Below are 21039 nucleotides of genomic sequence, written 5' to 3' on the forward strand. Positions count from 1 at the left end.
TATGGTACAATAGCTTATAATATTGTAGCCGAGGGAGAAAGACATGAATCTTAAACGTGAACAAGAATTTGTTAGTCAGTATCATTTTGATGCGCGTAATTTTGAATGGGAAAATGAAAATGGAGCTCCTGAAACTAAGGTGGATGTGAACTTCCAATTGATTCAACATGACCAAGAAAATCAAGTGACTTCCTTGATTGTCATCTTGAGCTTTATGATTGTATTTGATAAATTTGTCATTAGTGGAACCATTTCACAAGTGAACCATATCGATGGTCGTATTGTTAACGAGCCAAGTGAATTGAACCAAGAAGAGGTGGAAACTTTGGCTCGTCCATGTTTGAACATGCTCAACCGTTTGACTTACGAAGTAACTGAAATTGCATTAGACTTACCAGGAATCAATTTGGAGTTCTAATATGAAACTAGCTGTTATCACAGATTCCTCTGCTTATCTCAGTGCAGAGACCTTGCAAAGAGAAGATTTATTTGTCTTGGATATTCCTGTCAATATTGATGGTGAGGAGTATGTCGAAGGCATCAATCTGACTGCTGAGGAATTTTACCAAAAAATGGCTCAGGCTTCTGAATTGCCTAAGACTAGTCAACCAAGTATTGCTAAGTTAGATGAAATATTAACTTCGCTCAAAGAACAAGGCTATACCCATGCCTTGGGGCTTTTCCTATCTTCTGGAATTTCAGGTTTTTACCAAAATATCCAGTATATGATAGATGAATATGAGGGCTTAACCATTGCTTTTCCAGACACTTTGATTACAAGTGCTCCTCTGGGTATCATGGTTGAAAGCGTCTTTAATTGGCGTGACCAGGGCGATGATTTTGCCAGCATTCAGGATAAGCTAGCCATTCAAATTAGCCGTACGTCAGCCTTTATCATGGTAGATGATTTGGATCATTTGGTTAAAGGTGGACGCCTTTCAAATGGGGCTGCCATTTTGGGCAATTTGCTTAGCATTAAGCCAATCCTTTATTTCAACGACCAAGGTGTGATTGAGGTTTACGAAAAAGTTCGTACTGAAAAGAAAGCAACCAAGCGCTTAATTGAGATTATCAAGGAAACAACAGCTTCAGGCCAATACCGTATCATTGTCATTCACGGGAATGCTCCCGAAAAGGCTGAGGAATTGCGTCAACACTTGCTTGAATCTGGAGTGGGTACGGATATTTCACTAGCTACATTTGGTAGTGTCATTGGGACACACCTAGGATCAGGAAGCATTGCTCTGGGTTATATTCCAGTGATTTAGTTGGCACTTCTAGACTAGTTAAGATGGCTTGTATCTTAGCAATTGAACACGGACTACCTGCCTCTTGAAAAAAGATGCCTGTCTTGCCTTTCGTGGAAAGTCAGCGCCATTCCCTATTTTTCATGGGCAGCTAAGGTCCTTTGTATCTTAGACAGGAGTAGAGATGAGTATTCGAGTAATTATTGCTGGTTTTAAGGGAAAGATGGGCCAAGCTGCTTGTCAGATGGTCTTGGCTGATCCAGACTTGGACTTGGTAGCAGTTTTGGATCCTTTTGAGTCTGAGTCAGAATGGCAGGGTATTCCTGTTTTCAAGGATAAGGCTGATTTAGCAGGTTTTGAAGCAGATGTCTGGGTAGATTTTACTACTCCAACTGTTGCCTACGAAAATACACGTTTTGCTCTTGAAAATGGCTTTGCTCCAGTAGTTGGAACAACAGGTTTCACAAGTGAAGAAATTGCAGAGCTAAAAGCATTTTCTCGTGCTCAAGATTTGGGTGGCTTGATCGCCCCTAACTTTGCCTTGGGTGCTGTCTTACTTATGCAGTTTGCGACGCAGGCTGCCAAATATTTCCCAAATGTGGAGATTATCGAGCTCCATCATGACAAGAAAAAGGATTCTCCGAGTGGAACAGCCATTAAAACAGCTGAGCTGATGGCAGAGGTTCGAGAGTCTATCCAGCAAGGTGCGCCTGATGAGGAAGAATTGATTGCAGGTGCCCGTGGTGCTGACTTTGATGGCATGCGGATTCACTCAGTTCGTTTACCAGGCTTGGTAGCCCATCAGGAAGTCATCTTTGGCAATCAGGGAGAAGGATTGACCCTCCGTCATGACTCCTATGATCGCAGCTCCTTCATGACAGGGGTGAATTTGGGAATTAAAGAAGTTGTCAAGCGTCATGAGCTTGTCTATGGATTAGAACACTTATTATGAGATTAACGCAAATGCCTTCTGAATTTCAGAAGGCTTTACCAGTATTAGAAAAAATTAAAGAAGCAGGTTTTGAGGCCTATTTTGTTGGGGGTTCTGTTCGAGATGCCCTTCTCAATCGTCCCATCCACGATGTGGATATTGCGACTTCTTCCTATCCAGAGGAGACCAAGCAGATTTTTCCGCGAACAGCCGATATCGGAATCGAGCATGGAACCGTCTTGGTTTTAGATGGGGATGAGGAGTATGAGGTAACCACCTTTCGGACAGAAGATGTCTATGTGGACTATCGCAGACCCAGTGCGGTTTCCTTTGTTCGTTCGCTAGAAGAAGACCTCAAACGCCGTGATTTCACAGTCAACGCCTTTGCCTTGGACGAGACAGGGGAAATCATTGACTTGTTCCATGGTTTAGAAGATTTGGAAAAGCAAGTTTTGCGAGCAGTTGGAGTGGCTAGTGAGCGTTTCAACGAAGATGCTTTGCGTATTATGCGTGGCTTCCGTTTTCAGGCCAGTCTTGGCTTCGAACTTGAGCCAGAAACCTTTAAAGCTATGAAGACCTTGACGCCACTTTTGGAGAAAATTTCTGTAGAACGTACTTTTGTTGAGTTTGATAAACTCTTGTTGGCTCCATTTTGGAGAAGGGGCTTGGCTTCCATGATTGAGAGTCAAGCTTATGACTATCTCCCTGATATGGCATCTAGCCAAGACAAGCTCAACAGACTGTTTGATTTGGAGGCTAATTTCACCTTTGAATCTTCAGAGCAAGCCTGGGCGGCTCTACTGTGGGCTTTGGAGATTGAAAATGCGCAGCCCTTTTTGAAGGCTTGGAAGACCTCACGTCAGTTTGCCAAGCAGGTACAGGATTTACTGACTATTTTGGTCTTGCGTGAAAAGGGAGAATTGAGCAAGCGCGATTGTTATCGCTTTGACTTGGCTTTGCTTTTACAAGCTGAAAATCTTCGTCAGGCTCAAGGAAAAGAAGTTAACCCGCAAGCCATCACAGAAACCTACCAGAGCTTGACCATTCATGACAAGAAAGAAATTCAGATTAATGGTGGTATTTTGATCAAGGAATATGGCTATCAACCAGGTCCAGATTTGGGAGAGATTTTAACAGAGATTGAATATGCCATTGTCGATGGAGAATTGGAAAATGACCGTCAAGCCATCCATGCTTATCTGAGGGAGAAAAAATGAGTGATTTTATCGTTGAAAAACTAACTAAATCCGTCGGTGACAAGACTGTTTTTAAGGATATTTCCTTTATCATCCATGACCTAGACAGAATCGGTTTGATTGGTGTCAATGGAACGGGCAAGACTACCCTTTTGGATGTCCTTTCTGGTGTTTCTGGCTTTGATGGGGATGTCAGTCCTTTTTCAGCTAAAAATGATTACCAGATTGGTTATTTGACTCAGGATCCTGATTTTGATGATAACAAGACGGTCTTGGATACAGTCCTATCCAGCGACCTCAAGGAAATCCAACTCATTCGTGAGTATGAACTCCTCATGCTCAACTATAGTGAGGACAAGCAGGCGCGTTTGGAACGTGTCATGGCAGAAATGGACTCTCTCCAAGCTTGGGAAATTGAGAGTCAGGTCAAGACGGTTCTTAGCAAGCTAGGTATTCAGGATTTATCTATTCCAGTTGGAGAATTGTCAGGTGGTCTAAGAAGACGGGTTCAGTTGGCGCAAGTTTTACTTGGCAACCACGACCTCTTGCTTCTAGACGAGCCGACCAACCATCTGGACATTGCGACTATTGAGTGGCTGACCCTCTTTTTGAAAAATTCCAAGAAAACCGTCCTTTTTATCACCCACGATCGTTATTTCTTGGACGCTTTGTCAACACGGATTTTCGAGTTGGACCGAGCTGGCTTGACCGAATATCAGGGGAATTATCAGGACTATGTTCGCCTAAAGGCGGAACAGGATGAGCGCGATGCAGCTCTTCACCACAAAAAGGAACAACTCTATAAGCAAGAATTGGCATGGATGCGCAGGCAACCGCAGGCGCGTGCTACCAAGCAGCAGGCTCGTATCAATCGTTTCCATGACCTGAAGAAAGAAGTTTCAGGTGGTGCTGCGGAGACAGACTTGACCATGAACTTTGAAACCAGTCGGATCGGGAAGAAAGTCATCGAGTTTCAGGATGTTTCCTTCGCCTATGAAAATAAGCCCATTTTGCAAGATTTTAATCTTTTGGTGCAGGCTAAAGATCGTATTGGAATCGTTGGGGACAACGGTGTTGGAAAATCAACCCTGCTCAACTTGATTGCAGGAAGTCTTGAGCCAACTCAAGGACAAGTTGTGATTGGGGAAACTGTTCGCATCGCCTATTTCTCTCAGCAAATTGAGGGCTTGGATGAAAGCAAGCGTGTTATCAATTACTTGCAGGAAGTAGCAGAAGAGGTCAAGACCAGCGGTGGTTCTACGACTTCTATTGCAGAATTACTGGAGCAGTTTCTTTTCCCACGTTCGACGCATGGAACCTTGATTGAGAAGTTGTCTGGCGGCGAGAAAAAACGTCTTTATCTCCTCAAATTGCTCTTGGAAAAACCAAATGTTCTTCTCTTGGACGAGCCAACCAATGATCTGGATATTGCAACCTTGACAGTTTTGGAGAATTTCTTGCAAGGATTTGCGGGTCCTGTTTTGACAGTTAGCCATGACCGCTATTTCTTGGATAAGGTAGCGACTAAGATTCTGGCTTTTGAAGATGGCAAGATTCGTCCTTTCTTTGGTCATTACACGGACTATCTTGATGAAAAAGCCTTTGAAGCAGATATGGCCAATCAAGTGCAAAAGTCCGAAAAGGAGAAAGTCGTCAAAGTCAGAGAAGACAAGAAACGCATGACCTACCAAGAAAAGCAGGAGTGGGCAAGTATTGAAGGTGATATTGAAGCCTTGGAAAATCGTATCGCTGCTATTGAAGAGGAGATGCAGGCCAACGGCTCTGACTTTGGTAAGCTGGCTACTCTCCAAAAAGAATTGGATGAGAAAAACGAAGCACTCCTTGAAAAATACGAACGCTATGAATACCTAAGTGAATTTGATGGCTAGAAGAATAGAAAAATCCCGTCTCATGACAGGATTTCTCTATTCTTTTTTAGTTTCTTGATGAAAGATATTTTGCCAAGTTTCGTGGCGGCGCCAGATACTGGTGTGGATGATACCATCTAACTCATAGCTGATGAGTTTTGTTTTCTGACTGATAGAAGTAATTTGTATATCCTTGATAGCAGAATTCAAGTCTTTTTCGGCTTTATAAGCCTCTTTATCCATCTGCTCTCCATTTTGGCGAATATAGACAAAATCATCAGCCAAGAGTTCTTCTAGTTGATTTCCTTGGTCAATCAATTGCTCACGCATAAGCAATTTTTTATAGACATTGTCTAAAATCTCATCCTCAGGGATAGGTGCTGGCTCGATATGGACATCGGTGTCAAAGACGCCAAAACGCTCCTCCAGCATAGACTCGACTTGATCCGCGATTTCATGACTCTCAAAAACAGATAAGTCAGGATTCATTTCTAGCGTAATATCAAGGTAAATGTTGCTACCGTAGGTGCGACCTCTTTGAGATTTAACCTTGCTAATTTTGGGAATTTCCATAATGGCCTTTTGATATTCCTCAAGCAGGCGGTCGTCGAAGCCATCTGAAAGGCTAAAGGAAGACTCGATGAAGATATCATAGGCAGTTTTCAAGATAAAGAAAGTGATGATGATAGCAACCAGTTTATCCACAATGGGATAATCGAAACTGCTAGCCAGGATGGCAATGGTAGTACCAAGTGAGGTAACAGCGTCAGAAAGATTGTCCTTGGCAGCAGCCTTCAGTGCCTTGGAGTTGGATTTCTTACTGAGGCGAGTATTGTAGAGATAAACTAGAAACATAATCGCTGCAGAAATGATTCCTAGGGTTGCACCCAGAGGATCAATGACCGTTTCTTCCCGGCTGAGAATCTTTTGAATGGTGTCCCTCAGCACATCAAAGCCAACATAAAACATGATGATGGAAGTGATCAAGCTAGCCAAATCTTCAATCTTCCAGTGGCCAAAACGGTGGTCTCGGTCAGCAGGCTGGCGCGCCATTCGAATACCAATCAAGAGGGCCACATTTCCAATGATGTCCGACACGTTGTTGAAACCATCGGCCACCAAACTGGATGAATGAAGGAGGTGACCAGTTGCCAATTTGGCTGCAGATAAGAGCAGGTAGGTCGAAATGCTGATAATGGCCCCACGCTCAGCTAACTTGAGATTTGAAATAGATTGCTTCATTCAACTTCCTTTCTAGTCACATAGCATTTTACCATTATACTGGTTTTCAAGGGAAAATTCAAATAAGGTAGTTTTTACTCTTTTAAAACTTCCCAAAATTTGGTATAATAGAACTACTCAAGGGAGTAGCTGGCAGAAACCTGTGATAGTGTCGTCATTCCGAATTTTATACTGAAAAAGTATGCTTTCCGGCACTATCTTAAACAGCGAGACTTGTTATGATTAACAGGTCTCTTTTTGTTTGTCGTGAAAAGATACGATGAGGAAAAGAGAGTCTGTTTTGCACACAATGTCAAGGAGGAGACACATGTCAAAAGAACAAAAACGCCAAGCGTTTTATACTCAGAGTCCTGAAGAGGTCTTGAAGGCTGTGGATGCGACCGAGCAAGGTTTGTCATCAAGTGAGGCTGAAAAGCGCCTTGCCGAATTTGGCCACAATGAACTCGAAGAAGGCGAGAAACGATCAATCCTAGTCAAATTCATCGAGCAATTTAAGGATTTGATGATTATCATCCTAGTTGCGGCAGCAATCTTGTCAGTCGTGACTTCTGGTGGGGAAGATATCGCAGATGCCATTATCATCTTAGCAGTGGTAATCATCAATGCTGCCTTTGGTGTTTACCAAGAAGGAAAAGCCGAAGAAGCTATCGAAGCTCTCAAATCCATGTCTAGTCCAGCTGCTCGCGTTCTTCGTGATGGGCATATGGCGGAGATTGACTCTAAAGAATTGGTACCTGGAGATATCGTTGCCCTTGAAGCTGGTGATGTAGTACCTGCAGACCTACGTTTACTAGAAGCCAACTCTCTTAAAATTGAAGAAGCAGCTCTTACAGGTGAGTCTGTTCCAGTAGAAAAAGACTTAACAGTCGAGCTTGCTGCAGATGCTGGTATTGGGGACCGTGTCAACATGGCCTTCCAAAATTCTAACGTGACCTATGGTCGTGGGATGGGTGTTGTAGTTAATACAGGGATGTATACTGAGGTTGGTCACATCGCTGGTATGCTTCAAGATGCGGATGAGACAGATACACCACTCAAACAAAACTTGAACAATCTTTCTAAGGTCTTGACCTATGCTATCTTGGTCATTGCCCTTGTTACTTTTGTTGTAGGTGTCTTTATTCAAGGAAAAGATCCACTTGGTGAGTTGATGACCTCTGTTGCGCTTGCCGTTGCAGCCATTCCCGAAGGACTTCCTGCTATCGTGACTATCGTTCTTGCCCTTGGTACTCAAGTTTTGGCAAAACGTAACTCTATCGTTCGTAAGTTGCCAGCAGTTGAAACACTTGGTTCAACTGAAATCATCGCTTCTGATAAGACTGGTACGCTGACTATGAACAAGATGACAGTCGAAAAAGTCTTCTATGATGCAGTCCTACATGACTCAGCTGATGACATTGAACTAGGTCTTGAAATGCCACTACTTCGTTCAGTTGTTTTGGCCAATGATACGAAAATCGATGTGGAAGGAAACCTGATTGGTGATCCAACAGAAACAGCCTTCATCCAATATGCCTTGGACAAGGGCTACGATGTCAAAGGATTTTTAGAGAAATATCCTCGTGTAGCTGAGTTGCCATTTGACTCTGACCGTAAGCTCATGTCAACAGTTCACCCATTGATAGATGGTCGTTTCCTTGTGGCGGTCAAAGGTGCGCCAGACCAACTTTTGAAACGTTGTGTTCTTCGTGATAAGGCTGGAGATATTGCTCCGATTGATGAGAAGGTTACAAACCTCATTCATACAAACAACTCTGAAATGGCCCATCAAGCCTTGCGTGTCCTTGCAGGAGCTTATAAGATTATCGATAGCATTCCAGAAAATCTCACTTCTGAAGAACTTGAAAATGATTTAATCTTCACTGGTTTGATTGGGATGATTGACCCTGAACGTCCTGAAGCTGCTGAGGCTGTTCGTGTAGCTAAGGAAGCGGGAATTCGTCCAATCATGATTACAGGTGACCACCAAGACACTGCAGAAGCCATTGCTAAACGATTGGGAATCATCGATGCAAATGATACCGAAGGCCACGTTTTAACTGGTGCTGAACTCAACGAGCTATCTGATGAAGACTTTGAAAAAGTAGTTGGTCAATACTCTGTTTATGCCCGTGTGTCTCCAGAACACAAGGTTCGTATCGTCAAGGCTTGGCAAAAACAAGGTAAGGTCGTTGCCATGACAGGTGACGGTGTCAATGATGCGCCAGCTCTGAAAACAGCCGATATCGGTATCGGTATGGGAATCACTGGTACAGAGGTTTCTAAGGGGGCTTCTGACATGATTCTTGCAGATGATAACTTTGCGACTATCATTGTTGCAGTTGAAGAAGGACGTAAGGTCTTCTCAAACATTCAGAAGACCATTCAATACCTGCTTTCTGCCAATACTGCTGAAGTATTAACCATCTTCCTATCAACCTTGTTTGGTTGGGATGTCTTACAGCCAGTTCATCTTTTGTGGATTAACTTGGTAACAGATACCTTCCCAGCTATCGCTCTTGGTGTTGAACTTGCTGAGCCTGGTGTCATGAATCATAAACCACGTGGACGCAAGGCAAGCTTCTTCTCAGGTGGTGTTTTCAGTTCTATCATCTATCAAGGTGTACTCCAAGCAGCTATTGTTATGAGTGTTTATGGTCTTGCGATTGCTTACCCAGTGCATGTGGGTGACAATCATGCCATTCATGCAGATGCCCTTACTATGGCCTTTGCAACCCTTGGTTTGATTCAGCTCTTCCATGCTTACAATGTCAAGTCTGTTTACCAATCCATCTTGACAGTTGGCCCATTCAAGTCTAAGACATTCAACTGGTCCATCTTGGTATCCTTCATTCTTCTCATGGCAACAATCGTCGTAGAGCCACTTGAAGGAATCTTCCACGTAACCAAACTAGACTTGTCACAATGGGGAATTGTCATGGCTGGAAGCTTCTCAATGATTATCATCGTCGAAATCGTTAAATTTATCCAACGCAAACTCGGCTTTGATAAGAATGCGATATAAGGGAGGTTTCTGATGTCAGCTTATCAATTACCGACCGTATGGCAGGATGAAGCTAGTAATCAAGGAGCCTTTACGGGACTAAATAAACCAACAGCAGGTGCCCGTTTCGAACAAGACTTGCCAAAAGGAGAACAACCTTTTCAGCTTTATTCACTGGGAACACCAAATGGTGTGAAGGTCACTATCTTATTGGAAGAATTATTAGAAGCTGGTTCTGAGCAAGCGACTTACGACTTGTATAAGATTGCTATTATGGATGGGGATCAGTTTGGTTCAGACTTCGTAAAGCTCAATCCAAATTCAAAGATTCCAGCCTTGTTGGACCAGTCTGGGGCTGAAGAAGTAAGAGTCTTTGAGTCTGCTCATATTCTTCTATACCTTGCTGAGAAATTTGGAGCTTTTCTACCAAGTAATCCTGTGGAAAAGGTAGAAGTTTTGAATTGGCTATTCTGGCAAGCAGGTGCTGCACCTTTTCTAGGTGGGGGATTTGGACATTTCTTTAATTATGCCCCTGAAAAATTGGAATATCCAATTAATCGTTTTACGATGGAAGTGAAACGCCAGTTGGATTTGTTGGATAAGGAATTGGCTCAGAAACCTTATATTGCAGGCAATGACTATACGATTGCAGATATTGCTATCTGGTCTTGGTATGGACAGTTAGTTCAAGGAAAACTTTACCAAGGTTCTGCAAAATTCTTAGATGCCTCAAGTTACCAGAATTTAGTAAAATGGGCAGAAAAAATTGCCAATCGTCCAGCTGTTAAGCGTGGCATAGAAGTCACTTATAAAGAAATTAAATAGCAAAAAAGTCATCTTCGGATGGCTTTTTGCTACAGTTGAGGGAAAGGGCTTGCAGTTATCGGCTTTTGTGCTATAATTGCTATAATATAGTAAAAAGCAAGAGGAGTGTGAGGAAGTGGAAAAGAAAATTGTGAAGGATATTTTGTTTTTATCTCAAGTCTCTCAGCCGGCAAGTCAGGATGATCTGTATCTTGTTAGAGATTTACAGGATACACTTTTAGCAAATCGTGAGACCTGTGTGGGTCTGGCCGCCAATATGATTGGGGTACAGAAGCGAGTGATTATCTTTAATCTGGGTTTGGTTCCTGTTGTCATGTTTAACCCTGTGCTCCTGTCTTTTGAAGGACCTTATGAGACAGAAGAAGGCTGTTTGTCCTTGGTAGGTGTGAGACCAACTAAGCGTTATGAAACTATAAGGATTTCCTATCGTGACAGCAAGTGGCAGGAACAGACTATTACCTTGACAGGCTTCCCAGCTCAGATTTGCCAGCATGAACTGGATCACTTGGAAGGACGAATCATTTAGGAGGAAAGCAAATGAAACGAATAGTCTTTGAATTTATTTTTATCGCAACGACCTGGTATATCTTTTTACCGCCTCTTAACCTGACCAGCTGGGAATTTCTCTTTTTTCTCTGTGGGCATTTGCTGCTTGTGGCAATCTTATTTGGCTTTGGCAAGGGAATCAATCTGGTCAAAACAGTTCATGTGCGCCACGGCAAGGCGGAAGCTGCCTTAAATCTTGAGGGTTTCAAAATCAATCGGTTAGGTAAAGTTCTTTTTGTTTCTATTGGAGGGATTCTTCTCTTAGCAGCCTTGGTTTCCTTGGTGACTTCCAGCATTTTTCAGGCTAAAAATTATGCTAATGTAGTCACAGTTACGGAAAAAGACTTTACTGAATTTCCTAAGACTGATACCAGTAAGGTTCCTATTCTAGATAGAAGTACTGCTGAGAAAATTGGTGACCGCTACTTGGGTTCTCTAACGGATAAGGTGTCGCAATATGTAGCCGCAGATACCTATACCCAACTGACGATTGATGGAAAGCCTTATCGGGTTACGCCACTAGAATATGCAGATCCTATCAAGTGGTTTAATAATCAAGCTAAGGGAATCGGCGAGTATATCAAGGTGGACATGGTAACTGGAAATGCGAATTTGGTGGACTTGAAGACACCAATCAAATATTCAGACTCGGAGTATTTTAACCGCGATGTCAAGCGTCATCTGCGCTTTAAGTACCCAACCAAGATCTTCAAGACTCCATCTTTTGAGGTGGACGATGAGGGCAATCCTTTCTATGTAGCAACGGTTTACCAAAAGCAATTTGGACTTGCGGTTCCCCGTCCTGTTTCAGTCATTATTTTGGATGCTACAAATGGAGAAACCAAGGAATACAGCTTGGCTGAAGTTCCAGAATGGGTGGACAGGGTCTATCCAGCTGAGGAAACCATTGAGCAAATCAACTACAACGGCAAGTACAAGGATGGTTTCTTGAATGCCATGATTTCCAAGAAAAACGTGACCCAGACTACCAAGGGTTATAATTACTTGTCTATCGGTAATGACATCTATCTATACACAGGTGTGACATCAGCCAATGCAGATGAAAGTAATCTTGGTTTCATCCTTGAAAATATGCGGACAGGAGAAATTACGAAGTACAGCTTGGCTTCTGCGACCGAAGAATCAGCACGTGAATCAGCCGAAGGTGCTGTCCAAGAGAAATCCTACAAGGCAACCTTCCCAATCCTCATCAACCTCAATGACAAGCCTCTCTACATCATGGGCTTGAAGGACAATGCTGGCTTGGTCAAAGAGTATGCCCTGGTAGACGCAGTCGAGTACCAAAATGTTATCGTAGCCACGACAGTGGAAGAACTACTCAGCAAATACGCAAACAAAAACGACCTTGAAATTGACAATGAAACGACAGAAAGCATCAAGGGTGTGGTAGCAGACCTCAAATCAGCTGTTATCAAGGGCGATACCGTCTACTTCTTTAAAGTTGATGGCAAGATTTACAAGGTCAAGGCTTCTGTATCAGATGACCTTCCTTATCTTGAAAATGGTAAAACTTTTGAAGGTCAAGTAGGAAAAGATAATTATCTCAAGACCTTTAAAGTCCAGTAATACTCTTCGAAAATCTCTTCAAACCACGTCAACTTTATCTGCAACCTCAAAGCTGTGCTTTGAGCAACCTGCGGCTAGTTTCTTAGTTTGCTCTTTGATTTTCATTGAGTATAAAAAAGGTTTATTTAAGAAATATATGTTATAATAAGGTAAATTAAGCCTAATGGAGGACAAAGAAATGGGGTTTTATGTGATGCTTGCTTCAATGTTACTCGGACTGCTCGCTTTGAAGATAGGTTTTTCTCTGTTTAAGGAGAAAAAAGGTAAATTCTTATCTATCTTAACAAGCTTAGCTGGAATATCCCTTGTTCTCGTGGCTATGTGGTTAGGATGGCCAAAATAAGCAAAGAAACCTCGCTCAAAACGAGGTTTTTTAGATGAATTTCTTGGTAGCGGCTAAAAAATATGCTACACTATTAATATGAAAATTTTAATCCCAACAGCAAAAGAAATGAACACAGACTTGCCAAGTATCGAAGATGCTCCTTTAAAACCAGAAAGTCAAGCCGTACTTGATGCCTTGGCCCTCTATTCTGCTAGTCAATTGGAGAGTTTTTATAAGGTATCAGCTGAGAAGGCAGCGGAAGAATTTCAACATATCCAAGCTTTGAAAAGGAAAACTGCTCAACACTACCCAGCCTTGAAACTTTTTGATGGGCTCATGTATCGCCATATCAAGCGAGATAAGTTGACCGAGGTGGAACAAGCTTATCTTGAAAATCATGTCTTTATCACCTCGGCTTTGTACGGTGTCGTTCCAGCCTTGTCACCTATGGCACCTCACCGTTTGGACTTTTTGATGAAATTAAAAGTCGCTGGTAAGACTTTGAAGAGCCATTGGAAGGCAGTCTATGATGAATCTGTGAAGCAGGAAGAAGTGATTTTCTCCCTCTTGTCATCCGAATTTGAGACTGTATTTTCTAAGGAAATTAGAGAAAAAATGGTGACCTTCAAATTCATGGAGGACAAGGGTGGTCAGCTGAAGATTCATTCAACTATTTCGAAGAAAGCGCGTGGAGCTTTTCTGACATCTCTGATTGAAAATCAAGTACAGACGGTGGAGGAAGCTCGTAAGTTAAGCTTTGCAGGATTTAACTACCGAGAAGACTTGTCCCAGCCACAGGAATTGGTTTTTGTTAAGGAAGTATATATAAAAGAGAAAAATTCAAATTGAGAATCAACTTCTTTTTTTCTAAACTGTATGAAGTTGGTTAAAAAATCTTTAAAATCAGAAAAATGCATATTATCAGATATTGGAAAAATTTGATGATATGCATTTTATTTTTCTAGAGTATTTTGGAGATTTTATACTTTAATTTTACTAGGATTGAAAGAAAAAATTAGTCATTTCCTATCTTTTCTATTGCTTTATTGTCTATCATTTGTTATATTAAAAGTGTAATTATTTTTTATTTAATGACGTAAGTGTTACACTTTTTAGACAGAAAGGAGTATTTTTTTGAAGAGTAGATGTAAACGCTTACGTATATAGTGAAAGGATTTAGGACTTAATGGATAAAGGATTGTTTGAAAAACGTTGTAAATATAGTATTCGAAAATTTTCATTAGGGGTTGCTTCTGTCATGATTGGTGCAGCTTTCTTTGGAACTAGTACTGTCCTAGCAGATTCTGCACAAACAGGTTCAACAGCAAATATGCCGGCAGATTTGGCTGCAGCTCTTGCAAATGCTAAAGAGGACGGAGGGCATGATTTTGAGGCACCAAAAGCTGGTGAAGACCAAGGTTCTCCTGAAGTAACTGAAGGACCAAAGACTGAAGAAGAATTGTTGGCAAAAGAAAAAGAAACTGCAACAAGCTCAGCAGTTTCAGATACTCTTCCTGAAGAACTACGTGGAAAACTTGATAAGGCTGAAGAAAATGGGCACACTGCCTCAAAAGAAGAACTAGAAAAAGAAGATAAAAGCCTAGTCCCAGAAGATGTTGCTAAAACAAAAAATGGGGTATTAAACTACGGTGCGACTGTCGAAATTAAAAGTGCTGCAGGGCTTGGTAGTGGTATCGTTATTGGGGAAAATCTCGTTTTGTCTGTTTCTCATAACTTTATCAAAGATGTTCCAGATGGTAATAATCGTAAGGTAGCTGATAATGTTGAGAGTGATGGAGATGTCTATACAGTTTCTTACAAAGGGGCACCGGACGTCAAATTCAGTAAGAATGATGTGAAACACTGGGATCGTGAAGGGTTCCTCAAAGGATATAAAAATGATCTGGCAATTGTTAAGCTTCGTACACCTCTTGCAAATGCACCTGTTGAAGTGACTGAGAAGCCTGCAACAACTAAGGTAGGAGATAAGGTTCATGTATTTGGATATCCAAAAGGAGAGCTTGATCCAATTTTGAATACTACCGTTGAGGATATTAATAATCACGGAGAAGGTGTTCGTGGAATTAGCTATCAAGGAAGTGAACCAGGTGCCAGTGGTGGCGGTATTTTCGATGAAAATGGGAAATTGATTGGTATCCACCAAAATGGTGTCTCTGGTAAACGTAGTGGTGGTATACTCTTCTCACCTGCTCAGCTAGAATGGATTCAAAACTATATCAAGGGTATTGAAACAAGGAAACCAGCTGGTCTAGATGCTCTCGATAAACAAGTGGAAAACAAGGAAGAAAAACCAAAAGAGGATAAACCTCAAGAAGAAAAACCAGCTGACAATAAGCCGGCAGAAAACAAACCAGCAGAAAATAAACCTGCTGAAAACAAGCCAGCTGAAACTAAACCGACTGAATCAAAAGAAGTCACTCCAGAATGGAAAACAGTTGAAAAGAAAGAACAACAGGGAACAGTAACTGTCCGCGAAGAAAAAGGAGTTCGTTACAACCAACTAGCTTCAACTGCTCAAAATGACAATGGTAAAAAGCCAGCCTTGTTTGAAAAAGATGGTTTGACAGTAGATGCTAATGGGAATGCTACCGTTGATTTGACCTTTAAAGAAGAATCCGAAACAGGTAAGTCTCGCTTTGGTGTTTTCATGAAATTCAAAGACACTGACAACAACGTTTTTGTAGGATATGACCAAGGTGGATGGTTCTGGGAATACAAGACAAATGGTAGTGGACTTTGGTATCAAGGTGGACGTGTTGCAGCCCCAGTAAATGGATCAACCAACCACTTGATGATCAGTCTAAAATCAGATGGACAGCTCAATGCAACTAATAATGATGTGAAACTTTTTGACACAGTTACCTTGCCATCTGCAGTAAATGACAAACTAAAAGATGAGAAGAAAATCGTTCTTAAAGCTGGAACCTATAATAGTAGTGAAAAAACAATTGTCAATGTCAAAACTGACAACCAAGAAGGAGTTAAAACAGATCAAGAATCCACTAAAAAAGAAAAGGGCGATACAGTAGATGATAGCAATGTAAAATACGACACTATTCAATCTACAGTATTGAAAGCAGTTATCGACCAAGCCTTCCCACGTGTTAAAGAATATGTTCTAAATGGGAACAAGCTTCCAGGACAAGTGCAACCAATTAATCAAGTTGTGATCAACAAGCACGCTGTGACTCCTGAAGTTACCTATAAAAAGGTTAATGCAACGACTGCTGAGTATGAAATGAAACTCCGTGATGAGGCTAATCTGATCAATGCGGATATGACTGTTCGTTTGCAAGTAGTGGATAACCAACTTCACTTTGATGTGACTAAGATTGTGAACCATAACCAGGTTACACCTGGACAAAAAATTGATGATGAACGAAAATTACTCTCATCTATTAGCTTCCTAGGAAATGCCTTGGTATCTGTTTCAAGCGACCAAGCAGGAGCTAAGTTTGATGGGGCAACCATGTCAAACAATACTCATGTAAGTGGTGATGACCATATCGCAGTAACAAATCCAATGAAAGAATTAGCTAAAGGGTATATGTACGGATTTGTTTCAACAGACAAGCTTGCGGCAGGTGTATGGAGTAATTCACAAAATAGCTATGGTGGTGGTTCTTACGACTGGACACGTTTGACAGCTTACAAGAATACGATTGGTAATGCCAACTACGTGGAAATTCATAGTTCTGAATGGCAATGGGAAAAAGCTCATAATGGTATTGTCTTCCCAGAATATACCAAAGAACTTCCAAGTGCAAAAGTTGTCATCACTGAAGATGCCAATGCTGACCATAAAGTAGATTGGCAAGATGGTGCCATCGCTTACCGTAGCATCATGAATAACCCTCAAGGTTGGGAAAAAGTTAAAGACATTACAGCTTACCGTATCGCTATGAACTTTGGTTCACAAGCGCAAAACCCATTCCTCATGACCTTGGATGGTATCAAGAAGATCAACCTCCACACCGATGGTCTTGGTCAAGGTGTACTTCTTAAGGGATACGGAAGTGAAGGACATGATTCTGGACACTTGAACTATGCAGACATCGGTAAACGTATTGGTGGTGTTGCAGACTTTAAGACTCTTATTGAGAAAGCTAAGAAATATGGAGCTCATCTCGGTATTCACGTCAACGCTTCAGAAACCTATCCTGAGTCTAAATATTTTAATGAAGATATTCTTCGTAAAAATGCAGATGGTAGCTATAGCTACGGTTGGAACTGGCTTGACCAAGGTATCAACATTGATGCTGGTTATGACCTGGCTCATGGGCGTCTGGCGCGTTGGGAAGAGTTGAAGAAGGAATTGGGTGAAGGTCTAGACTTCATCTATGTCGACGTTTGGGGTAACGGTCAATCAGGTGACAATGGTGCCTGGGCAACTCACGTTATTGCTAAAGAAATTAACAAACAAGGTTGGCGCTTTGCTATTGAGTGGGGCCATGGTGGTGAATATGATTCTACCTTCCAACACTGGGCAGCTGACTTGACATACGGTGGCTATACAAATAAAGGTATTAACAGTGCCATTACTCGCTTTATCCGTAACCACCAAAAAGATTCTTGGGTTGGTGACTACAGAAGTTATGGTGGTGCAGCTGACTACCCACTTTTAGGCGGTTATAGTATGAAGGACTTTGAAGGATGGCAAGGACGTAGTGACTATAACGGTTATGTAACAAACTTGTTTGCTCATGATGTTATGACTAAGTACTTCCAACACTTTACAGTCAGCAAATGGGAAGATGGCAAACCAGTAACCATGACTGACAATGGTAGTACTTATAAATGGACTCCAGAAATGAAAGTTGAATTGGTCGATGCTGCAAATAACAAGGTTGTGGTAACTCGTAAATCAAATGATGTCAACAGTCCACAATATCGTGAACGTATAGTTACGCTCAATGGTCGTGTTATCCAAGATGGTTCAGCCTACTTGACACCTTGGAACTGGGATGCAAATGGTAACAAGCTTGCGAGCGACAAGGAAAAAATGTACTACTTCAATACTGAAGCAGGTGCAACAACTTGGACACTTCCTAGCGACTGGGCAAATGGTAAAGTTTACCTTTATAAACTAACTGACCAAGGTAAGACTGAGGAAAAAGAAGTTGCCGTGAAAGACGGTAAGATTACTCTTGATCTTACTGCAAATCAACCTTATGTACTCTATCGTTCTAAACAAACAAATCCTGAAATGTCATGGAGTGAAGGAATGCATATCTATGACCAAGGATTTAACAGCGAATCTTTGAATCATTGGAAGATTTCGGGAGATGCGTCTAAGGCTGAAATCGTGAAGTCTCAAGGTGCAAACCAAATGCTTCGTATTCAAGGCAATAAAGAAAAAGTGAGTCTGACTCAAAAATTAACTGGCTTGAAACCGAATACCAGATATGCAGTTTATGTAGGTGTGGATAACCGTAGTGATGCTAAAGCAAGTATTACAGTAAATACTGGTGAAAAAGAAGTAACTAACTACACCAACAAGTCGCTCGCTCTCAACTATGTAAAAGCCTATGCTCACAATACTCGTCGAAGCAATGCGACTGTTAATAACACAAGTTACTTCCAAAACATGTATGCTTTCTTTACAACAGGTTCAGATGTATCAAATGTAACCTTGACCTTGAGTCGTGAAGCAGGCGATGAAGCAACTTACTTTGATGAAATTCGTACTTTTGAAAATGAATCAAAAATGTACGGTGATGGTCACGATACTGCCACAGGTACCTTTAAACAAGACTTTGAAAATGTCGGCCAAGGTATCTTCCCATTTGTTATTGGTGGAATCGAAGGTGTTGAAGATAACCGTACTCACTTGTCTGAAAAACATGGTCCATACACACAACGTGACTGGAATGGCAAGAAAGTTGATGACGTTATCGAAGGAAATTGGTCACTCAAGACAAACGGTCTTGTGAGCCGTCGTAACTTGGTTTACCAAACAATTCCACAAAACTTCCGCTTTGAAGCAGGTAAGACCTATCGTATTACATTTGACTATGAAGCTGGATCTGACAATACTTATGCCTTTGTAGTCGGTAAAGGAGAATTCCAATCTGGACAGGCAAGTAATTTGGAAATGCATGAATTACCAAACTCATGGACAGATTCTAAAAAAGCTAAACGCGCAACTTTCCTCGTGACAGGTGCTGAAACTGGCGATACATGGGTAGGTATCTACTCTACAGGAAATGCAAGCAATACTCGTGGAGATTCTGGTGGTAATGCGAATTTCCGTGGTTACAATGATTTCATCATGGACAGACTTCAAATTGAAGAAATTGTCTTGACTGGTAAGATGATGGCAGAAAATGCTGTTAAGAACTATCTTCCGACTGTTTCGATGGAGAACTATACTAAAGAAACGATGGATGCTTTGAAAGAAGCAGTCTTCAACCTCAGTCAAGCAGACGATGATATTAGTGTAGAAGAAGCTAAAGCAGAAATCGCTAAGGTCAATGCTCTTAAAGATGCTTTAGTGATGAAGAAAACATCTCTTGTGACAGATGACTTTGCAAGCCTAAGCGCTCCTGCTCAGGCTGGTGAAGGTCTTGCAAATGCCTTTGATGGAAACTTATCTAGTTTATGGCATACATCATGGGGCGGAGGAGATGTTGGTAAACCAGCTACAATGGTCTTGAAAGAACCGACTGAAATTACTGGTCTCCATTATGTTCCACGTGGTTCCGGTTCAAACGGTAATTTGAGAGATGTGACTCTTGTCGTAACTGATGAAACAGGTAAGGAACATACTTTCAATGCAACAAATTGGGCTGATAATAACAAACCTAAAGATATCAACTTTGGCAAGACGATCAAAGCTAAGAAGATTGTTCTAACAGGAACACGAACTTACGGAGATGGTGGTAATCAATATCAATCAGCTGCAGAATTGATCTTCACTCGTCCACAAGTGACTGAAGCAGGTCTTGATACTACAGCCTATGAAGCTGCCTTAGCTAAAGCTCAAAAATTGGCTGATAAGAGCAATCAAGAGGAAGTAGCAAGTGTTGTTGCCAGCATGAAATTTGCAACAGATAACCATCTCTTAACAAATAGAATGATTAAATACTTTGCAGATTATCTTGATCAATTGAAGGATGAAACACCTACTCCAACTCCAGAACCAAAACCTGAAACTCCAACATCAAGTAAGGGTGACCAAGTAGCACCGGTCATTGAAGTTCCGGAATTCACAGGTGGTGTAAACGGTGGCGAATCAGCTATCAATGAAGCTCCAGAGTATACAGGAGTAATAGGAACAGCAGGCGATGAAGTGGCTGTAAAAGAGGCTCCAGAGTTCACTGGAAGTGTGAATGCAGCAGAATCAGCTGTCCATGAAGTTCCAGAATATACAGGTGCAATGGGAACAGCAGGTGACCAAGCAGCACCTACGGTAGACAAGTCAACTGAAGAGGTTCGTGTCTTATCAGATAAATCCACAGGAGTTGTAGTTGCAGGACTAGCAAGAGATTTGACACCAGACATGCACCTTCAAGTTCAAAAAGTAACAGACCAAAGCCTACAAGGTATGGAATTTGATGCTTATGCTCTTCATTTGGTAGATAAGGATAATCATAAGGTTCAGCCGAAAGGCGCAGTCCTTGTTAGAGTACCGGTTTCTGGTGAAGTGGCTGGGGTATACTATACAGCATCAGGTGAGTCAGTAAACTTTACAAATGGTCAAGGAACAATTGAATTCACAACTAGTCAACTAGGACATTATGCAGTAGTTTATAAACCAGTTTCTAAACAACAGAGCCCATTAGCTGATGAGCCTGGAGGAAATGCACAGACTCCATCTACTGGGGAAGCAGGAGGAAATGCACAAACTCCATCAACTGAAGAACCTGGAGGAAATGCACAGACTCCATCAACTGAAGAAGTTGGAGGTAAGGCACAAACTCCATCGACAGATCAATTCAATCAGAAGCAGCAGGATCCAGCAGTACAGGCATTTGAATATCAATCGGTTGATGGCTCTAAACCAGGAATGAAGATAGAAGAAGCAAAAGAAGAAATGACTGCTAAACTTCCAAATACTGGAACTAGCAAGTCAGATAATCTTTTCTTCCTTGCCAGCCTCAGTCTAGCAATGTCTGCTCTATTTCTTGCAAAGAGAAAAGAAGATTAGAATATACACGAGTTTTCATTAAAAGGGAGCTCAAACTCTCTGCTTGTTCTAGTGGAGAAAAAAGAATGCCCAGAGAGGACCTCTAGGTCCTCTCTTTTTCTAAAGGGAAATGAGAACGT

Annotated in this window: 13 protein-coding genes; 12 read left to right on the top strand and 1 reads right to left on the bottom strand. The window is 41.6% G+C overall.

Features of this window, described 5'->3' with window-relative positions; genetic code table 11:
* Nucleotides 1–43 precede the first annotated feature (43 nt).
* The 5 genes from HT734_RS06935 to HT734_RS06955 all read left to right on the top strand — a co-directional run bounded on the left by HT734_RS06935 (nt 44) and on the right by HT734_RS06955 (nt 5263).
* The gene (locus tag HT734_RS06935) at nt 44–418 is read left to right on the top strand and encodes a DUF1149 family protein (RefSeq protein WP_001050079.1); all 375 of its coding nucleotides are present in this window, start codon (nt 44–46) and stop codon (nt 416–418) included.
* Between the two features lies 1 nt (nt 419).
* Complete coding sequence (locus tag HT734_RS06940; protein WP_173278491.1) at nt 420–1268, top strand: DegV family protein; 849 nt, start codon at nt 420–422, stop codon at nt 1266–1268.
* Nucleotides 1269–1431: 163 nt separating this feature from the next.
* Nucleotides 1432–2199 carry a 4-hydroxy-tetrahydrodipicolinate reductase gene (gene dapB / locus HT734_RS06945; RefSeq protein WP_173278489.1) on the top strand — a complete coding sequence of 256 codons (768 nt, stop codon included), beginning with the start codon at nt 1432–1434 and terminating at the stop codon, nt 2197–2199.
* On the top strand, nt 2196–3395 hold the full coding sequence (locus tag HT734_RS06950; protein WP_345889944.1) for a CCA tRNA nucleotidyltransferase: 1200 nt from the start codon (nt 2196–2198) through the stop codon (nt 3393–3395). Before dapB ends, HT734_RS06950 begins: the two co-directional genes overlap by 4 nt.
* On the top strand, nt 3392–5263 hold the full coding sequence (locus HT734_RS06955) for an ABC-F family ATP-binding cassette domain-containing protein (protein ID WP_173278487.1): 1872 nt from the start codon (nt 3392–3394) through the stop codon (nt 5261–5263). The genes HT734_RS06950 and HT734_RS06955 overlap by 4 nt, the downstream gene beginning before the upstream one ends.
* A 36-nt stretch (nt 5264–5299) precedes the next feature.
* Here HT734_RS06955 and mntE read toward each other — a convergent pair whose 3' ends face one another.
* Nucleotides 5300–6484: a CDF family manganese efflux transporter MntE gene (mntE, locus tag HT734_RS06960; protein ID WP_173278485.1), complete on the bottom strand. Its 1185-nt coding sequence runs from the start codon at nt 6482–6484 to the stop codon at nt 5300–5302.
* Between the two features lie 307 nt (nt 6485–6791).
* On the opposite strand from mntE, the gene HT734_RS06965 reads away from it, so the two are divergent.
* From HT734_RS06965 to HT734_RS06995, 7 genes are all read left to right on the top strand, one after another.
* Nucleotides 6792–9488 (top strand): cation-translocating P-type ATPase, encoded by a 2697-nt coding sequence (locus tag HT734_RS06965; RefSeq protein WP_173278484.1) that lies wholly within the window; start codon nt 6792–6794, stop codon nt 9486–9488.
* 12 nt (nt 9489–9500) lie between these two features.
* A complete protein-coding gene (gene yghU, locus HT734_RS06970) occupies nt 9501–10292 on the top strand; it encodes a glutathione-dependent disulfide-bond oxidoreductase (RefSeq protein WP_173278482.1) in 792 nt (263 codons plus the stop codon).
* Between the two features lie 115 nt (nt 10293–10407).
* Nucleotides 10408–10818 (top strand): peptide deformylase, encoded by a 411-nt coding sequence (locus HT734_RS06975; protein ID WP_173278480.1) that lies wholly within the window; start codon nt 10408–10410, stop codon nt 10816–10818.
* An 11-nt stretch (nt 10819–10829) separates the two neighbouring features.
* Nucleotides 10830–12425 (top strand): hypothetical protein, encoded by a 1596-nt coding sequence (locus HT734_RS06980; RefSeq protein WP_173278478.1) that lies wholly within the window; start codon nt 10830–10832, stop codon nt 12423–12425.
* A 178-nt stretch (nt 12426–12603) separates the two neighbouring features.
* Complete coding sequence (locus tag HT734_RS06985) at nt 12604–12768, top strand: DUF3953 domain-containing protein (RefSeq protein ID WP_173278504.1); 165 nt, start codon at nt 12604–12606, stop codon at nt 12766–12768.
* Between the two features lie 78 nt (nt 12769–12846).
* Nucleotides 12847–13599 (top strand): peroxide stress protein YaaA, encoded by a 753-nt coding sequence (gene yaaA / locus HT734_RS06990; protein ID WP_173278476.1) that lies wholly within the window; start codon nt 12847–12849, stop codon nt 13597–13599.
* A 337-nt stretch (nt 13600–13936) separates the two neighbouring features.
* On the top strand, nt 13937–20920 hold the full coding sequence (locus tag HT734_RS06995; RefSeq protein ID WP_173278474.1) for a SpGH101 family endo-alpha-N-acetylgalactosaminidase: 6984 nt from the start codon (nt 13937–13939) through the stop codon (nt 20918–20920).
* Nucleotides 20921–21039 lie beyond the last annotated feature (119 nt).

The organism is Streptococcus sp. k-90 (assembly GCF_013277565.1).
Lineage (GTDB): Bacteria > Bacillota > Bacilli > Lactobacillales > Streptococcaceae > Streptococcus.

What these genes read in the sequence shown, in the direction of transcription:
- HT734_RS06935 (WP_001050079.1), top strand. Translation starts at nt 44, where the DNA reads ATGAATCTTAAACGTGAACAAGAATTTGTTAGTCAGTATCATTTTGAT.
- HT734_RS06940 (WP_173278491.1), top strand. Translation starts at nt 420, where the DNA reads ATGAAACTAGCTGTTATCACAGATTCCTCTGCTTATCTCAGTGCAGAG.
- dapB (WP_173278489.1), top strand. Translation starts at nt 1,432, where the DNA reads ATGAGTATTCGAGTAATTATTGCTGGTTTTAAGGGAAAGATGGGCCAA.
- HT734_RS06950 (WP_345889944.1), top strand. Translation starts at nt 2,196, where the DNA reads ATGAGATTAACGCAAATGCCTTCTGAATTTCAGAAGGCTTTACCAGTA.
- HT734_RS06955 (WP_173278487.1), top strand. Translation starts at nt 3,392, where the DNA reads ATGAGTGATTTTATCGTTGAAAAACTAACTAAATCCGTCGGTGACAAG.
- mntE (WP_173278485.1), bottom strand. Translation starts at nt 6,484, where the DNA reads ATGAAGCAATCTATTTCAAATCTCAAGTTAGCTGAGCGTGGGGCCATT.
- HT734_RS06965 (WP_173278484.1), top strand. Translation starts at nt 6,792, where the DNA reads ATGTCAAAAGAACAAAAACGCCAAGCGTTTTATACTCAGAGTCCTGAA.
- yghU (WP_173278482.1), top strand. Translation starts at nt 9,501, where the DNA reads ATGTCAGCTTATCAATTACCGACCGTATGGCAGGATGAAGCTAGTAAT.
- HT734_RS06980 (WP_173278478.1), top strand. Translation starts at nt 10,830, where the DNA reads ATGAAACGAATAGTCTTTGAATTTATTTTTATCGCAACGACCTGGTAT.
- HT734_RS06985 (WP_173278504.1), top strand. Translation starts at nt 12,604, where the DNA reads ATGGGGTTTTATGTGATGCTTGCTTCAATGTTACTCGGACTGCTCGCT.
- yaaA (WP_173278476.1), top strand. Translation starts at nt 12,847, where the DNA reads ATGAAAATTTTAATCCCAACAGCAAAAGAAATGAACACAGACTTGCCA.
- HT734_RS06995 (WP_173278474.1), top strand. Translation starts at nt 13,937, where the DNA reads ATGGATAAAGGATTGTTTGAAAAACGTTGTAAATATAGTATTCGAAAA.